Consider the following 15256-nt stretch of genomic DNA (forward strand, 5'->3'; position numbering starts at 1 on the left):
CGTCCGCTATGTTCAACCTCCGCGCGACGCAAGTTCCGAGGATCGGTGGCTGAGTGGTCGAAAGCACACCTTTGCTAAAGGTGCGTACCTCACAAGGGTACCGAGGGTTCGAATCCCTCCCGGTCCGCCAGCGTGTTTCACGCTGGATCTCCCCAAAAACAACAGAGGAGAATCACGCTCGTGTGTCCCCTAACAAGGCGGACCGGAAGGGATGAGAAGCTTGCGCGGAGCGCCGGGTTTGAATGCGGCGGGAGCAATCGCGACCACCCTACCGCGGCGCAGCCGCTGACTGGCATGGCCCGGAGGGCAATCCCTCCCGGTCCGCCAGCGTGTTTCACGCTGGATCTCCCCAAAAACAGCAGAGGAGAATCACGCTCGTGTGTCCCTAACAAGGCGGACCGGAAGGGATGAGGACCTTGCGCAAAGCGCCGGGTTTCCATGCCGCGGACTCTCTCGCCACCCTACCGCGGCGGAGCCGCACACTTGCATGGCACGCGGGGTCATCCCCTTCGGATTCCGCTCGCTTTTCTACAGTTGAGGTGGCGCCCTCCTCCGTGAATGGGCCAATACACTTCTCTTTATCTCGCCGAGCAAACGGACGAATCTCCGAGTGCCCGGAAGCTGTGGCTCTACGAGAGCAAGTACTACGTGGGGCTGCTTTGGCTGGCCTGTTTCCGCACGGACGACATCGGGGGTACCGAGAGCACCAGTTGCCTGTCCTGCGAGGTGGGCAAGGCCCGCAGGCAATTTGAGGAAGGAATCGCGATTCTCAGAAAAACCTTCCCAGCTACCAATTTCGATGGCCCCACCCCGGGCTGGGATGGAGCTGATGGCGAGTCCGTCAAGGTGAACAACCCCGGCCGGGTAATGCCGGAGAAGTTGCGGGATGAAAGCTATGTGGATCGTTTCCGTCGAATCCTCCGAGCAGAGGGCTGGAACCGCCTGCTTTTGAATTATGGAGAATTGGGAATATACGGCGATGACTACGATTCCCTGATCGAGCGAGCATTGAAAGGATTCGATGCTCCGGAGCAGTGGTTCCCGTATGAGAAAAGGATGAACTCCATCCTGAAAGCCAAGTCCCCCGAGTCCGGGGCAATGAGCTGGTGCTACGTCTTGAGAACGCTGTGTGGTCGGGCAGCCCATTCCGGGGTGAACAACATGAGCATCTCACCGAACTCTTCCGCTCTACTCCCGGAAGCGTGGACGAGAAGCCGATGCTGCTCGGCTATTACGCAGGCATTTGTCTCGGCTAACGAAAGACCGCCATCTTGATCGCTGCGTCCTGAAAAACAAAAACCCGGAGCCGCGCTGCGACCCCGGGTTACAGGAAAGAATCCAATCTGGTCCAATCAGATCGCCATGTCCTTGAGCGCCTTCAGCGGGCGCACCTTGACGGCGACGGAAGCTGGCTTGGCCTTGAACATGACCTCTTCCTTGGTGAAAGGGTTGATGCCCTTGCGAGCCTTCACGGCCGGCTTCTTGATCGTGGAGATCTTCAACAGGCCAGGAAGGACGAACTCACCCACCCCGCGCTTGTCGAGGTGACCGCCAATGATCTCGTTCAGGCTTTCGAGAACCGTTCCCACCTGCTTGCGGGACAGTCCGGTTTCAGCCGCGATTTGATCAAGAATCTGGGTCTTGGAATAACGTTCCTTGATGGGAGCTTGCTTCTTAGCCATGGACGCGGAATGAACGGTTAAGCCCTTGCTGTCAAGCGAGCTGAGCCCAATTGCGAAGATCGTTGCTAGATCGTCCTCGCGCATCCCGTCCCATGAGTTTCGCTCACGGAAACCCGTTCACTAAAAAGATCCGATCGCGGCGGCTTCACTCGCATCATCCGCATAAAAAAAACAGGAGCAGACCTCCCGGCCCGCTCCTGCTTTTAAAATTCACGGGAGACTTCCCGCCCTTACTTCCACACGGATTTCAGCGCGTGAATTTTCAGGGAGTCGAAGTGGACCGCACCGCCGCCGGTCGCGATCCGAGCCGGTTTGATCCCCGGGGTCTGGCGGATGTAGCGGCTGACGTAGGTGCCGTTCACGAAGACTTCCATCGAGACGGTATCGACAAAGATGCGGACGTTCAGCTTGCCATCCATGGGCTGTAGGGCACCGGCGGCACCGCTGAAGTTCTGGTCGGATTTCTTCCAGATCGCCGGAGCCTCGCCGAAGATCACGAAGCCCATTTCGGAGGACTCGGACTTGGCATCGATCACAGCTTCGATCTCGAACTGGCCACCCTTGAAATCGGAAAGCGGATCGGCATCGCCCGGAGAAATCGTGAAGTCCTTCCACTCCTTCGTGTCGGCGCGGAGCTTCGTCACCTCGGCACTCGGCTCGCTCCAGAGGCGCAGCTTGCCATCGATGCGGCGGAGGGTGAAATCGATCGGCAAGGTCATCTGCAGATTGAAGGGTGCGCCATTGATCCCGGCACCTGTATCACGCATCCAACCGATGTGGACGCGGCGCTTGTCCGGAGCATTGTCATAGCTCTGGCCCGCGTAGGCAGCGCCGAAGTAGTGCTGGTGGGGACCGCTTTCGACCTTGAAGTCCTTACCGTCGAAGCTGCCGAGCATGTACTTGCCCTGCGCGCCCCAGGCGACCCAACGGCTCTCCTTGGCATTTCCCTCCACTGGCAGCTCGAAGAAGTCCGGGCACTCGGCATCGGTGGGGATGCGGTAGCGGCTGGCTTCGTCCCACTTCACCAGATCCTTCGAGGTGTAGAGACCATACTCATCGCCATCGAGGTAAAGCGGCATGACCCAGTGGTTCGAGGGCTCGTGCCAGAAGACCTTCGGGTCGCGGTTTCCGCCCACTTGATGAGGGAGCACCGGGTTACCCTTGTATTTCTGGAAGGTCTTGCCGCCATCATCGCTCCAGGCCAAGGACTGGGTGGCCTTCAGCCCGGGGACATAGCTGTGTGTGCCCTCGGAGGTGTAGGCAAGCACCAGCGCCTCGCTGCCCTTGATCGGCAGGCTGGTCTTGCTCTTCGGAACCACGAAGCCGGAGCCGGAATACATGTAGCCTTCCGGGTCGGGCATCAGGGCGTCCGGGCCTTCCTTCCAGTGGAAGAGATCGGGGCTGATGGCGTGGCCCCAGTGCATGTTGTCCCAGCCGTGGTTGTAGGGATTGTGCTGGTAGAAGAGGTGCCATGATCCGTCCTTCCACACAAGGCCGTTCGGATCATTCAGCCAGCCGCGGCGGCTGCTGAAGTGGTACTGCGGGCGTAGTGGTTCCTTGTAGAGCTCTTCTTCACCCGGATAAGTGGCGCTGATCGCGACCTTTTCCCATGCTGCGGCGAGATTCCCCGGGATCTTGCCGGTGATCTTGATACGACGTCCCTGGTAGTTCGCGAGATCGGTGAAGACCCAGAAGTCAGGATTGTTGGAAAGCGCGATGTCCGAGTAGAACAGCGGCTTGTCCTCGCCATCCAAGGTGCCGAAGAAGCGGCGGCGCTCGCCATTGCCCTTGCTCACCGGCCAGATGAGGTAGCGCTGGTTAACGACGAATTCCTTGTCGATCGCCACCGTGGCCGGGGCATCGCTCTGGACGAGGTGGTCCACGGTGAGATGCCCCCAGGTCCCCTTCCGCTTGTCGATGATGTGAAGCGTGGCGTTCTTTCCGGCGAGGTCGGAGACATCCCAGCTTTCCCACTCCAGGCGCTCGCTGCCGCCGGGGTGTTCATTGCGGCCCATGGCGCTGCGCACAGTCTTGCCATCCACTTTCAGCTCGATGCAGGTCTCGCCGGGGAACTTTCCTCCACCGATGAGGAAATTGATGAACTTCCGCTCAATCTTGAATTCGGGCGAAACAAGGGAGCCCTCGGCATCATCGCCACCATGGAAACCATTCGCGAGGCCGCGGTCGCGGAAACCGTCCACCGGCATCTGGCCGGGCAGCGCGCCGCGGGCAGGTGCCTTGCCGAAGGCATCGCCGCTGACTTTCCAATCGCCGAAGCTATCGCCTTCGAAGTCCGCGATGGTGAGATCCGGCGAGGCCGCCATGAGGAGCGGTGCGGAGGATAGCAGCAGGAAAAGCGGGGAGCGGAGCAGGCGTGTAGGAGACATCATCAGCAGGTTGGGGTTGGATTGAGTTTTGTCGCGATGGACGCCCACCACTACGCGGCGGGTCCCCGTTCTTGGCGAAGAATGACCGACCTAGGGGAAATAGCTGAGTTTACAGGATGGCCAAGCTGCAAAGAACAAGGAAACGCAGGGACTTGCCCGCCCGCCCCGCCCGGCCTATCACTCCCGCAGCAGTGACAGATCCCTATCTCGACCGCTTTTCGGGCATCGGCCGCCTCTACGGAATCCCCGCGCTGGAAAGATTCCGGCGGGCCCATGTGGCCGTGGTAGGCATCGGAGGCGTGGGCTGCTGGTCGGCGGAATGCCTTGCACGTTCGGGAATCGGGAAAATCACGATGATCGATGCGGATGACCTCTGCGTGACGAATACGAACCGGCAGATCCATGCGCTGGATGGCACCTACGGGAAGCCAAAGGTGGGCGTCATGGCCCAGCGGTTGCGGGCGATCCAGCCGGAGATCGTGGTGACCGAGCGGCAGGAATTCTTGTCAGACCGCAACGTGGACCACTTCCTGGAAGGCGGCTTCGATGCGGTGATCGATGCGATCGATGCGGTGCGTGCGAAATGCGTATTGCTCGCCCGCTGCCGTGAGCGCAGCGTGCCGGTAGTGGCCTGCGGTGGCGCCGGCGGGCGGCGCGATGTCACCCGGATCAAGGTGACCGATCTGGCACGGACTCGCGATGACGCGCTGCTGATGGCAGTCCGGAAGCGGCTGCGGGATGAGCATGGATTTCCCAAAGCACCGATCGGCGAGAAGGTGAAAAAATTCGGGATCGAGGCGGTATTCTCGGAAGAGCCGCCGCTTTATCCCACCTGTGAAGGCGGCGTGAGCCATGAGCGTCCGCAGGATCTCCCGTCCGGATTGCGTTGTGATGCAGGCTACGGCACGGCGACGCATGTCACTGCGGTCTTCGGGATGATCGCCGCGGGACGGATCCTGGAGCTTTTGGCAGGAAACTGGGAGCAGCAAACGACGGAGGATTGAGGCAGAGGCATCTTGGCAAGAAGCTTCGCGCGTGCCCGGAAAGGGCTCTACTGCTTGGGGCTTGAAAGTTGCCCCGGGCGGTAACGATAGGCTCGTCGCCATCGTTCGAAGGGTGCTCTCCTGCAGAGCCCGACATCTGGACCACGGAAATTTTCCGGTCACAGGGGATACGCCTCACCCAACAAAGGAATGAATCATTCATCTTCCATGATTCATCTCCATGAAATCACCATACTTATCCCCCCTCGCCAGCATCCTCTTCGCCTCGCTTCCGGCACTCCTTCCCGCCTGCGAGGTTAAAATCAACAACGACCCGGCCTTCACGAAGTCGCCGAGCCTCAAGATCAAGTCAGTGGCCGTCGATTATGTGAAGGACCTCGATCTGATGGTCTTCAGCATGAATTTGGATGGACCCGCTGGAAAGACCGTGCCGAAAGCTGCGGGCCAGCTCGACGGAGCACCAGTGATGGCCTACGTTTTCCCCACTTCCCTGAAGGCCGCCGACGTCGGAATGGGAAATGCGGAAGGCATTGTGGCTCTGGCGATCACCTCGCATCCGGACTTCGATGACACTCCTCTCTGGGATGAGGATGCGAATGGCAAATACGATGACGACAAGGTCATCTACCACACCCACTGGGCCCTGCTCACCAAAGACGATCGCGTGCCCGGCGGCCTGGCGGTGAAGGAATTCAAGAAGGAGGACAAGAGCGTGGTGCTGCCGCCGACGAATTGCGGTATGCCGATGTACTTGGATGCGGCAGGACACTCCGTGGTGGAACGTGGCAACACGATCAAAGCACTGGTCCCCGCCTATTATCTCCGGAACAAGACCAGCTTCAAATTCGACGGCGTGACTTGTTACATGCAGGTGAACACCTCGTGCATGGCGAAGCCGATGCTGGGGGTTTACGAGGTTTATTCCGTGGCCTCAGGAAACCTGAGCCTCCCCTACTCCACCGCGGCTAAGTAAGCAGCCTATCCTCACATTCCCAACAATCATGAACCGACATGCCTCCGCCCGCTGGAGCGGGACCGTCCAAGCCGGAAGCGGCGTCCTGACGACGCAGAGCGCGGTGCTTTCCGAGACGCCGTATTCCTTTCGTTCCCGCTTCGGCGATGGAACAGAAACCAATCCCGAAGAGTTGCTGGCCGCCGCGCACGCGGGATGCTTCACCATGGCCGTCTCACTTTTCCTCGGAGAAGCGGGCTTCACACCAGAGACACTATCGACGCGGGCCGATCTCAGCTTCGACCCGAAGGCGTTGGAGATCACGGCGATTCATCTGAGCCTGAGCGCGAAGGTGCCCGGACTAAACGATGAGATGCTACAAGAGCTGGCTGGAAAGGCGAAGGCCGGCTGCCCGGTATCCAAGGCCTTGCGTCCGGCAATCACCCTGGAAGCGAAGCTGGAGCCATGATTTGAAAGAAGGGCTTTGCGAAGCCCTTGCCGAAGGGGTGGAGTGATGCAGATTGCGCTGCAATTCACCCCGCCCCTTCCCATGCCCAAATCCGCCATCATTCTCGGTGCCTCATCCGGCATCGGCCTCGAACTCGCCAAGGTCCTCTCCGAGAAAGGCTATCGTCTCGGCATCGCAGCCCGTCGTTTGGAGTTGCTGAAGGCCCATGCGACTGGCGATCCGAACGTGGTTTCGGTCAGGGCCATGGACCTCTCCCGCGCGGATGCCAGCGGGATCTTCGCCGAGATGGCGGAGGAAATCGGTGTGGTGGACCTGGTCGTGATCAGTTCCGGCACAGGGCACCTGAATCCGGAGCTGCAGTGGGAGTTGGAGGAAGAAACGATCGCGCTAAATGCGATGGGTTTCGCGCGGATTGCATGCGTTGCAATGAGCATCTTCGAGAAGCAAGGTCATGGACACTTGGTTGGGATCTCATCAGTGGCAGCCCTGCGCGGCGCCGGTGAAGCACCTGCCTACGGGGCGACCAAAGCCTTCGCCTCGCGCTACCTGCAAGGCCTCCATCTTCGTGCAGGGAAATGGAGCGGAAAGATCCGCGTCACCGATGTGCGTCCCGGCTTCGTGGATACACCGATGATGAAGGCGGACAAACCCTTCTGGGTGGCGAGTCCGCGAAAGGCGGCGGAGCAGATCGTTTCGGCGATCGAAGCGGGCAAGCGAATCGTCTACGTCACGAAGCGCTGGAGCCTGATCGGCTGGCTACTGCGGCATCTACCGGAGTGAGGGAGGTGGCACATGGCCTGCATAGGGGATGGCATGGAGTTCTTCTTTCCAGGCGCGGCATCGATCTCCGAGGCACACCGGCTTCACCAGGAGCTCGCGGAGGATCTGATTGAGACGACAGGCTGGGCGGTCACGCCGGTAAAGGTCTATGCGGTCCGCTACCGGGCGCAGGAGCGGGAGTTTCTGGCGCAGGTGGGAATCGTCCATCCGCCCTTCCCCGATGAAGCACCGGTGAGGGCGATCTTCGATACTCCTGCTGCCTTCCTGATCTGCACGTCGATCCATGGTAGCGGTGGAACCTTGCCAATCATCGTGAGCCGGAGCGCGGTGTCGGACGTGGAATACTTCAACGGCATCCATGATCCGGTGGCGATCCGCTGAGCCGGTGTATCGTGGATGCGGCACACCATGAAGATCGCAAGCTACAACGTGAATGGCGTGAACGGCAGGCTGCCTGTGCTGCTACGATGGCTGAAGGAGGCGGAGCCCGATGTGGTGTGCTTGCAGGAGCTGAAATCGCCGGAAGAGAAACTGCCCGTCGCGGCAATCGAGGACGCGGGTTACGGTGCGATCTGGCAAGGCCAGAAAAGTTGGAATGGCGTGGCGATCCTCGCGAAGGATGCCGTGCCGGTGGAGACACGGCGTGGCCTGCCGGGTGATCCCGATGACACGCATAGCCGCTATCTGGAGGCAGCGGTGAATGGGATCCTGATCGGATGCCTCTATTTGCCAAATGGCAATCCCGCGCCGGGGCCGAAGTTCGACTACAAGCTCAAGTGGTTCGATCGCTTCATCAAACACGCGAAGAGCCTGCTGAAGCAAAAGGTGCCCGTGGTGCTTGCCGGCGACTACAATGTGATGCCAACGGATCTGGACGTCTACAAGCCGGAGAGCTGGCGGGATGATGCGCTATTTCGTCCGGAGGTGCGCGAGGCTTTCCAGAAGCTGCTCAAGCAAGGATGGACGGATGCGATCCGCACCCTGCATCCGGATGAGAGAATCTATACGTTCTGGGATTACTTCCGGAATTCCTTCGCCCGGAATGCGGGCCTGAGGATCGATCACTTCCTGCTCAGTGAAGAACTTGCGCCGCGTTTGCTAAGGGCAGGCGTGGACAAGGAAGTGAGAGGCTGGGAGAAGACCAGCGACCACGCACCGACCTGGATCGAGCTAGCCGGGAAGCCGAAGCGGAAGAGGGCGGCGAAGGAGTGATACTTCTACTCCATGGAGATCATTCGATCTCCAATTCATGCAGCTCCCTGCCCGTCGAGGGATGGGCGGCGTGGAAATACAGCTTCCCATTCACCACCTTCAAGTCCTCCGGAGCAGAGCCGAGCGGCCCCGGTTCAACATCCGCCACCAGCACCGTGCCAGCCTCCGTGCCATCGCTCCGCCAAAGCTCTGAGCCGTGGGCTACATCATACGCGGAGAAATACACCATATCTCCCACCGCCAGAAATCCTCCGGGCTGGGATCCATTCCTTCCCGGATTGATCTCCTTCAGCTTCTTCGTGCCAGCTGCGGTGCCATCCGTCACCCACAACTCGGAGACATCGTTGCCATCGATCCGCTCATGCCCGGCATAGAAGAGTTTGCCGCCCGCAATCGCACCAAGCTGGGAGGCATGCTGCACGTAGCCAGGCAAGTGCGGCGTCGTAAGGCCTGATAGCAAGGGATAGGTCCCGGCTTCCGTGCCATCGCTACGCCACCACTCCTCAGCATGAAGAACAGTGCGACCTCTTCCGGAAAAAATATGAATCCCTCCAAGATCAAACCCCGGACCCACATGATGAACGGTGGTCTCGGTGTAAGTCGTCTGGACCTGCACGGTACCCGCGGTAGTCCCATCACTTGTCCAAAGCGTTTCGATTCCCGTGGTTGGAATGCTCACGCCCATCGCAAGACGATCCCCTACCACCGTAAGGTTCACGGGACCCCCACCCGGATTGAGACCCCAGTCGTCCTTCACCACGACGGTTCCTTCAGGCCTGCCGTCGGTCTTCCACAGGGCGCGACTGCCATCGGACTGTTCGCGAGTGAAATACAGGAAGCCCTTGAAATCGACCATCCCCTCTCCCCCGCTCTGGGTCACCATCATGCCAGGCGCGATCCTCAGGGTCCCCTCCTGCGTGCCATCGGTGCGCCATAGGCCGCTGGCAGCAGGATCATCCTCCACATTCGCCGCATAGTAGATCGCTCCGCCACTGGGCACAAAGCCGTCCAACCAATTCCGGGATCCGCTATGATCGTGAAGCAAGCGGGTGCCGCGGCGGCTGCCATCCGTCACCCACAACTCGTGACGCCCGGTGAAAGACGTGGTCACGGTGAAGAGAGCTTTACCGTTCACTTCTCCGCGGAAGCCTGCGACATCCATATAATCCGCCTGTTCCGTCTCCAAATATCGAGGAGAGATCCACAGCGGCTTCGTCTTCACGCCAGGAACCTTCGTGCGGTGCTGCTCGACCTGCCAAAGCTCGCTTTGGAGGCCATAACCGAATTTCACCATAGAGAGCAACTTCCCGTCCACCTCGGCATACGGCGTTGGTTCCTCGGTGCCGGAGTTTGCCTCGAAAGCAGAAGCCGTGCTTTTCCCGGGTTTCGTGAGCTGCACGACCCCGCCACCTTGAGCACGGGTTCTCCAGAGTCTATCTGAAGCCTGCCAAGGCGCGGAGATGAAACATAGCTCGCCATTCAAGGCGGTAGCCTGATCAAGGTAGCTGTAGCTATAGGGGTCATGGCCCCGCATGCGGACGACACGCCGGGTGCCAGCCACGGTGCCATCCGTGCGCCACCACTCCGGATCACCTCCGAGGACCAGAAAATACACGTGCCTGCCCGCCACCATGATGTGTTGCGGACCGACCGCATCGGCCGCGCTGGAGGTCTTCTTCAGCATCCGGGTTCCGGCTTCCGTGCCATCCGTGACCCAGAGAGCTAGCCCCCCGCCATCCCCTGAGGCGGAGAAATAAAGCGAACCCTGCCACATCTCCATCCAAGCATAGAGCGCAGGACCATAGATCATTCCGTCAGAAGGATCCTTCAGCGTGATCTCCCGCGTTCCACCGGTGCTACCATCGCTCCAGAACAGATGGCCCATGCCAAAGAGATCGTGTGCTGAGATATAGAGCCCGGTGGCGGTCGGAACCATGTCCATGATGAAGGGCCACTCCCCGGCGTCACCCGGCGTGATCTTCACCAGATCGCCGCCGTCCATGGTGCAAGACCACACGTGATTGTCCGAGAAATCAGCGCTCACACAGCCATAGATCCGCCCATTCGAGATCGCGATGCTGGTGGCATAGCCCGAGCCGGACGGAGTCATGTCGACGATTTTCCGCGTGCCCTCGGTCGTCCCATCGCTGCGCCAGACTTCACCTTCGTTCGCGGTGAAGTAGCAGATCCCCTCCAGGCTCTCGAATTGATGGACATACTCCAACAGAGGTCTGCCAGCCTCATCCTCCGGTTCGATGGGACGGGTCCCTTCGGGAGTACCGTCCGTGAACCATAGGCCGTAGCCATTGCCGGAGGACCACTCCTCACGCAAATAGAAGAAGCCACCTTCACCATTACCGGAAAGGGGTGTGAGATTGCCATCGACTCCTTCCGGCATCTCCGTGGCGAACTTCGTCCCTGAGGAAGTTCCGTCAGTAATCCACAGCTGGTTTCTTCCGGAGGCCAAGGTGATGCGGACCATCACCGAAGCACCGCTGGCAATCGGTGAATCGGGATAAGAGCCCAGCGATCCCGGCACGATGTCCGCAAGCATGCGCGTCCCCTTCTTACTTCCGTCGGTCACCCACAGTTCATTCCCCGTGGCCAAGGTCGCCATGGGAAAGACGGAACGATCCGAGCCGAGCGGGACGATCCAATCGATGTCCGCGCTGAAATCGCCGGGCTGGCGGTTCAGGTCGATCAACCGCGGCGCCAAGGAAGACTCCCGCGCAGAAGCATCAAAGGCTCCCGCAAGGATCGTGAGGATCAAGCAGGGTATCGTGGCAGGCCGCAGGAAAAAGGAGCTCAGCGAGGACATGATAACTAGGCCGGACAACGGAGTCGTCATGAAGGAGCGACTTCTCCCACGCCGAAGCCAGCAAAAATCAGGTTTCCAGTCCTAACGGCCCAGCCGGATCAGTTGAGTCGCGAAGCTCCTATTACCCTTTGGCAGACCTCATCGCATCCTCTCCGTCTTCGATCCGAAAAGGGATCACGCGAGCACAAAAAAGCCGCCCCGAAGGGCGGCCATTTTTACCACTCATAAAGAGTGGCGGAGCGGACGGGACTCGAACCCGCGACCTCCGCCGTGACAGGGCGGCATTCTAACCAACTGAACTACCGCTCCGTTCGCTGTAGTTGAGTCGCCTTGCGGCGTGCGCCGAGGCTATTGGGGAGCTCGGCGCAGCGCAACACCATTTTTGACTATTTCGTATCTTTTATTCGAGCTGCTCGGTGACGGCCTCCAAAGACGCCAGATCCTCAATGGAATACACCGTTGCGTCCTTTTCGATTTTTGCGACCAACCCGGCCAAAACCTTGCCGGGGCCAAGCTCGATGAAGGTGCGATGACCCTTCTCAACGAGCAAACGGATCGATTCGGTCCAGCGAACGGAGCCCGTGACTTGCTTCTCGAGCATGCTGCGGATCTCCGCGGGCTCCGAAACTACGGAAGCGCCGTAGTTGCACACCACGGGAATTGCAGGCGATTGCATGGAGACGCCAGTGAGTTCGGCGGCGAGCTTGTCCTGCGCGGATTGCATGAGGCGGCTGTGATAGGCACCGGCCACGTTCAGCTTGATCGCGCGGCGGATGCCATGGTCACGGGCTTTCTCCACGGCCTTGTCGATGCCATCAACGGTGCCGGAGAGGACGATCTGGCCGGGGGCATTGAAGTTCGCCACATCCACATCGCATTCGACGGCGAGAGCCTTCACGGCATCCTCTTCCCCGCCGATGAGAGCGGCCATGGAGCCCTGCGTCGCTTGGCAGGCTTCTTCCATGAAGAGACCGCGGCGCGAGACGACCTTCAGGCCATCTTCAAAGGAAAAGGTGCCCGCAGCGCTGTGCGCGGTGAACTCTCCCAGCGAGAGACCGGCAGCGGCCACGGGATTCAGTGCCCCGACCCGCTCCTTGAGCAGGGCAAGCGCCACGAGACCGTGGAGGTAAAGTGCAGGCTGGCAGCGGGAGGTACGGGTAAGCTCCTCATCGGGCCCTTCGAACATAACCTGAGAAAGCGGGAAGCCGAGGACTTCATCGGCCCGCTTGAACAAGGCCTTGGCCGTTTCCGAGGCCTCATAGAAATCCTTGCCCATGCCCACTTTCTGGGCGCCCTGTCCGGAGAATAGAAGAACGACGTCGCTCATTGCGCCCGCTGTCCTAGCGGGCGAGGAGGCTGCGGAGCAAGCCCTCATGATTGGATATCAAGCGGCTCACCAGTTCCGGAGCCCTTTCAATGGACTCCGCGACGGGCAGGCCGAACTCCTCCAGGGAAAGGGCGGCATCAAAGAGCGGGCGCGCTGCATCCTCCACCCGGCCGGCCACGGCGATGACCGGAATCCCGGCAGCTTTCGCCATGGCGGCGACCCCTGCAGGCCCCTTGCCACCAAGGGTCTGGGCATCGAGCGAGCCTTCACCCGTGATCACGAGATCGGCCTCGGCGATGCGGGCTTCCATGCCGAGAGCTTCCGCGACGAGATTGAAGCCGGGCTCCAGCTTGGCACCCGCGAACCGAAGCAGGCCGAAGCCGAGGCCGCCAGCAGCACCGGCACCGGGAGTGCCAGCTTCCGTGCCGCCATCGGAAAGGCGTGCGAGATTGGCCAAGGTGGCATCGAGGAAAGCAACGTCCTCCGGTGTGGCTCCCTTCTGCGGACCGAAGATCGCGGAAGCACCGCGTGGCCCGACGAGAGGGTTGTCGACGTCGCAGGCGACGATGATTTCCGGCAACGGGATCTTTCCGGATTCATCGACCTTGGCAAGTCGGACAAGGTCTTCAGGGATCGGCAGCAGGTCCCTGCCCTGATCATCGAGAAAACGCACGCCAAGGGCGGCGGCCATGCCTGCGCCGCCATCATTGGTAGCGCTGCCGCCGATGCCGACGAGCAGGCGGGTGGCCTCGGAAATCTCGATGGCATGGCGCATGAGTTCGCCGGTCCCGTAGGTGCTGGAGTGGCGGGGATCGCGTTCCTCCGCCGGCACGCGCCAGATGCCGCTGGCGGCGGACATTTCCAGGACGGCTACGGTCTCGCCCTGCTGGCTACGATAAATGCCGTAGCTCGCCTCCACGGGACGACCGAGCGGATCGAGGCAATGAGCGATGACCCTTTCTCCCCCGCTACCGGCGAGCATGGCGTCCACAAAGCCCTCACCGCCATCCGCAATGGGGCAGATGCTGGCCTGCCACTCCACAGGAAGGCCGGAACGGATGGCCTCGCAGGCTTCCACGGCCCCCATGGAGCCCTTGAACTTGTCGCATGCGAGGAGGATTCTCATGCGCCGAGTGTGGCGCAGGAGATGCGGGTGGGAACGCTGAAATGCGTGTCAGCTCGGGCAGGAATGCAGTCAGTGGCTATCGGGGATGCACAGGATTCCGGAGTGCGGCGGCATGCCACCGCACTCCAAAGGGGCCTTACTGGATGCCGAGGCGTGCCTTGTTCTCGGCCTTCCACTCGGCGTCGAGTTCCTGCACGGTCTTGCCGGTCCACTGCTTCCAGAGGTCCTCGCTGTATCCCTTGTGGGTGGCGAGGTTCAGCTTCTTCATAAGGTCCTTCTCATACTTCTTGATCACGAAGTCATAGAAGTTCGCGGTCACCCGGTAGCTGGAGTCGTAGTTCGCGCGGGCGAAGTTGCCCTTGGTGATCTCCGCGCCCTTTGCCTGCGGCTCGAAGAGGAACCAGCGGATGTAGTCCGCCACGCCTTCCGTCACCCATGTAGGGGGACGGCGGCCACGGGTGGAGCCACCGGGGTTTCCGAATTGCACGACGTGCACGATCTCGTGGATCGCGCAGCCGACGGCTTCGCCACCGAGTTGGTCGCGCATGAAATTCGCATTCAGCACCACGTTCTTGCCGTTGGCGTAAGCCGGCACGCCCTGAGCATGGCCGGGGAGCTCGGTGGCGAGCTTCATGGTGAAGGTGATCGTGTCCGGCGGGGTGTAGCCGTCCACCGGGATCATCTCGATGATCTTCGGATACCATTCCTCCATCACCGGCATGAGGTGGACCTTCGCCCAATCCGCGAGGTCGGGGCTCTCGGTGGAGTCGAGGATGTAGCGGAACTTGCCATCCTTCGAAACGAAGGTCTCCACCTTCTTCTCGAAGCGCACCGGCTCGGCGGCATTGGCATCGACGATGTCGATCTCGCTGAAGAACGTGTTCCCCTGCCCGTTTGCTTGTTCGTTCGCCTTGATGTCGAAAAGCAGATGCTGGTAGTTGCCCAGCGGCTCGCCGCTTTCGGTGGCGATAAGAGCGGCCTGCTGGCCAGGCGCCTTGTCCGACGTGTTCACCTCCGCGACGAGCTTCCAGCCGACGGTGGCAGGATCGACGTCAGCGGCGGGCTCCGCATTGAAGCCGGCAGCGCTGCCATCGGACGCATAGAGCTTGTACTGCTGCGATGCACGGGCTCCCGGGTGCCAAGAGTAGGTCGCCACGTTCTTGATGGCGATCGCCTTGCCGAGGTCCGCGGTGATGCGGCCGCCCTTCTCGCCGATGGCGAAGAAGAAATTACCTTCCGGATCGTCCTGATCCCCGGGCGGCTTGCCGTCCTTGACCACGGGCAGCACGCCACAGGCGTCATCGGCCTTGCCGGAGATCACCTTGAAAGCAGCCTCGCTGCCAGCGTCGTTGATCGCGATGGCAGGGATGCCATTGACCTTGAAGGCCACGTCGGTGGCGCTCTGGCCGGTGGTGACTTTTACCGCTGGATCGGCAGCGAAAGCAGCGGTGGATGCCAGGAGAAGCGTGGCGAGTGAATAACGGGATTTCATGGTCGGA

13 protein-coding genes and 2 tRNA genes are annotated in these 15256 nt (G+C 60.7%); 8 read left to right on the forward strand and 7 right to left on the reverse strand.

Going from position 1 to position 15256, the window contains the following annotated elements:
• The first annotated feature begins 39 nt into the window (after positions 1-39).
• Both HHL09_RS01465 and HHL09_RS01470 read left to right on the forward strand, forming a co-directional pair.
• Positions 40-130, forward strand: a tRNA-Ser gene (locus tag HHL09_RS01465).
• 428 nt (positions 131-558) lie between these two features.
• The gene (locus HHL09_RS01470; RefSeq protein ID WP_169452729.1) at positions 559-1275 is read left to right on the forward strand and encodes a hypothetical protein; all 717 of its coding nucleotides are present in this window, start codon (positions 559-561) and stop codon (positions 1273-1275) included.
• A gap of 77 nt (positions 1276-1352) precedes the next feature.
• Here HHL09_RS01470 and HHL09_RS01475 read toward each other — a convergent pair whose 3' ends face one another.
• Together HHL09_RS01475 and HHL09_RS01480 are read right to left on the reverse strand one after the other, a co-directional pair.
• Entirely contained in the window at positions 1353-1682 is a 330-nt protein-coding gene (locus HHL09_RS01475) for an HU family DNA-binding protein (RefSeq protein WP_169452730.1), read from the reverse strand.
• Between the two features lie 230 nt (positions 1683-1912).
• A complete protein-coding gene (locus HHL09_RS01480) occupies positions 1913-4072 on the reverse strand; it encodes a glycoside hydrolase family 32 protein (RefSeq protein ID WP_169452731.1) in 2160 nt (719 codons plus the stop codon).
• Positions 4073-4185: 113 nt separating this feature from the next.
• Between HHL09_RS01480 and HHL09_RS01485 the strand changes: the two genes are divergently transcribed.
• The 6 genes from HHL09_RS01485 to xth all read left to right on the forward strand — a co-directional run bounded on the left by HHL09_RS01485 (position 4186) and on the right by xth (position 8486).
• Positions 4186-5073 (forward strand): tRNA threonylcarbamoyladenosine dehydratase, encoded by an 888-nt coding sequence (locus HHL09_RS01485; RefSeq protein WP_205760955.1) that lies wholly within the window; start codon positions 4186-4188, stop codon positions 5071-5073.
• A gap of 220 nt (positions 5074-5293) precedes the next feature.
• Positions 5294-6046: a hypothetical protein gene (locus HHL09_RS01490; protein ID WP_205760956.1), complete on the forward strand. Its 753-nt coding sequence runs from the start codon at positions 5294-5296 to the stop codon at positions 6044-6046.
• 28 nt (positions 6047-6074) lie between these two features.
• Positions 6075-6494 (forward strand): OsmC family protein, encoded by a 420-nt coding sequence (locus HHL09_RS01495; RefSeq protein ID WP_169452732.1) that lies wholly within the window; start codon positions 6075-6077, stop codon positions 6492-6494.
• An 81-nt stretch (positions 6495-6575) separates the two neighbouring features.
• On the forward strand, positions 6576-7274 hold the full coding sequence (locus HHL09_RS01500) for an SDR family NAD(P)-dependent oxidoreductase (protein WP_169452733.1): 699 nt from the start codon (positions 6576-6578) through the stop codon (positions 7272-7274).
• A gap of 12 nt (positions 7275-7286) precedes the next feature.
• Positions 7287-7655 (forward strand): hypothetical protein, encoded by a 369-nt coding sequence (locus HHL09_RS01505; protein WP_169452734.1) that lies wholly within the window; start codon positions 7287-7289, stop codon positions 7653-7655.
• Between the two features lie 27 nt (positions 7656-7682).
• A complete protein-coding gene (gene xth, locus HHL09_RS01510; protein WP_169452735.1) occupies positions 7683-8486 on the forward strand; it encodes an exodeoxyribonuclease III in 804 nt (267 codons plus the stop codon).
• Between the two features lie 19 nt (positions 8487-8505).
• Here the strand turns inward: xth and HHL09_RS01515 are convergent, their stop codons facing one another.
• From HHL09_RS01515 to HHL09_RS01535, 5 genes are all read right to left on the reverse strand, one after another.
• Positions 8506-11304: an ELWxxDGT repeat protein gene (locus HHL09_RS01515; RefSeq protein ID WP_169452736.1), complete on the reverse strand. Its 2799-nt coding sequence runs from the start codon at positions 11302-11304 to the stop codon at positions 8506-8508.
• 232 nt (positions 11305-11536) lie between these two features.
• Positions 11537-11613 (reverse strand) — tRNA-Asp (locus HHL09_RS01520).
• A 91-nt stretch (positions 11614-11704) separates the two neighbouring features.
• Complete coding sequence (fabD, locus tag HHL09_RS01525) at positions 11705-12631, reverse strand: ACP S-malonyltransferase (protein WP_169452737.1); 927 nt, start codon at positions 12629-12631, stop codon at positions 11705-11707.
• A gap of 13 nt (positions 12632-12644) precedes the next feature.
• Positions 12645-13757 carry a glycerate kinase gene (locus HHL09_RS01530; protein WP_169452738.1) on the reverse strand — a complete coding sequence of 371 codons (1113 nt, stop codon included), beginning with the start codon at positions 13755-13757 and terminating at the stop codon, positions 12645-12647.
• A gap of 136 nt (positions 13758-13893) precedes the next feature.
• On the reverse strand, positions 13894-15249 hold the full coding sequence (locus HHL09_RS01535) for a basic secretory protein-like protein (RefSeq protein ID WP_169452739.1): 1356 nt from the start codon (positions 15247-15249) through the stop codon (positions 13894-13896).
• Positions 15250-15256 lie beyond the last annotated feature (7 nt).

Source organism: Luteolibacter luteus, assembly GCF_012913485.1.
Classification (GTDB): domain Bacteria; phylum Verrucomicrobiota; class Verrucomicrobiia; order Verrucomicrobiales; family Akkermansiaceae; genus Haloferula; species Haloferula lutea.

Coding starts and splice junctions, on each gene's coding strand:
- HHL09_RS01515 (WP_169452736.1), bottom strand. CDS start 11,304: ATGTCCTCGCTGAGCTCCTTTTTCCTGCGGCCTGCCACGATACCCTGC.
- HHL09_RS01490 (WP_205760956.1), top strand. CDS start 5,294: ATGAAATCACCATACTTATCCCCCCTCGCCAGCATCCTCTTCGCCTCG.
- HHL09_RS01480 (WP_169452731.1), bottom strand. CDS start 4,072: ATGATGTCTCCTACACGCCTGCTCCGCTCCCCGCTTTTCCTGCTGCTA.
- HHL09_RS01530 (WP_169452738.1), bottom strand. CDS start 13,757: ATGAGAATCCTCCTCGCATGCGACAAGTTCAAGGGCTCCATGGGGGCC.
- HHL09_RS01475 (WP_169452730.1), bottom strand. CDS start 1,682: ATGGCTAAGAAGCAAGCTCCCATCAAGGAACGTTATTCCAAGACCCAG.
- HHL09_RS01535 (WP_169452739.1), bottom strand. CDS start 15,249: ATGAAATCCCGTTATTCACTCGCCACGCTTCTCCTGGCATCCACCGCT.
- HHL09_RS01505 (WP_169452734.1), top strand. CDS start 7,287: ATGGCCTGCATAGGGGATGGCATGGAGTTCTTCTTTCCAGGCGCGGCA.
- HHL09_RS01485 (WP_205760955.1), top strand. CDS start 4,186: ATGGCCAAGCTGCAAAGAACAAGGAAACGCAGGGACTTGCCCGCCCGC.
- fabD (WP_169452737.1), bottom strand. CDS start 12,631: ATGAGCGACGTCGTTCTTCTATTCTCCGGACAGGGCGCCCAGAAAGTG.
- xth (WP_169452735.1), top strand. CDS start 7,683: ATGAAGATCGCAAGCTACAACGTGAATGGCGTGAACGGCAGGCTGCCT.
- HHL09_RS01500 (WP_169452733.1), top strand. CDS start 6,576: ATGCCCAAATCCGCCATCATTCTCGGTGCCTCATCCGGCATCGGCCTC.
- HHL09_RS01470 (WP_169452729.1), top strand. CDS start 559: ATGGGCCAATACACTTCTCTTTATCTCGCCGAGCAAACGGACGAATCT.
- HHL09_RS01495 (WP_169452732.1), top strand. CDS start 6,075: ATGAACCGACATGCCTCCGCCCGCTGGAGCGGGACCGTCCAAGCCGGA.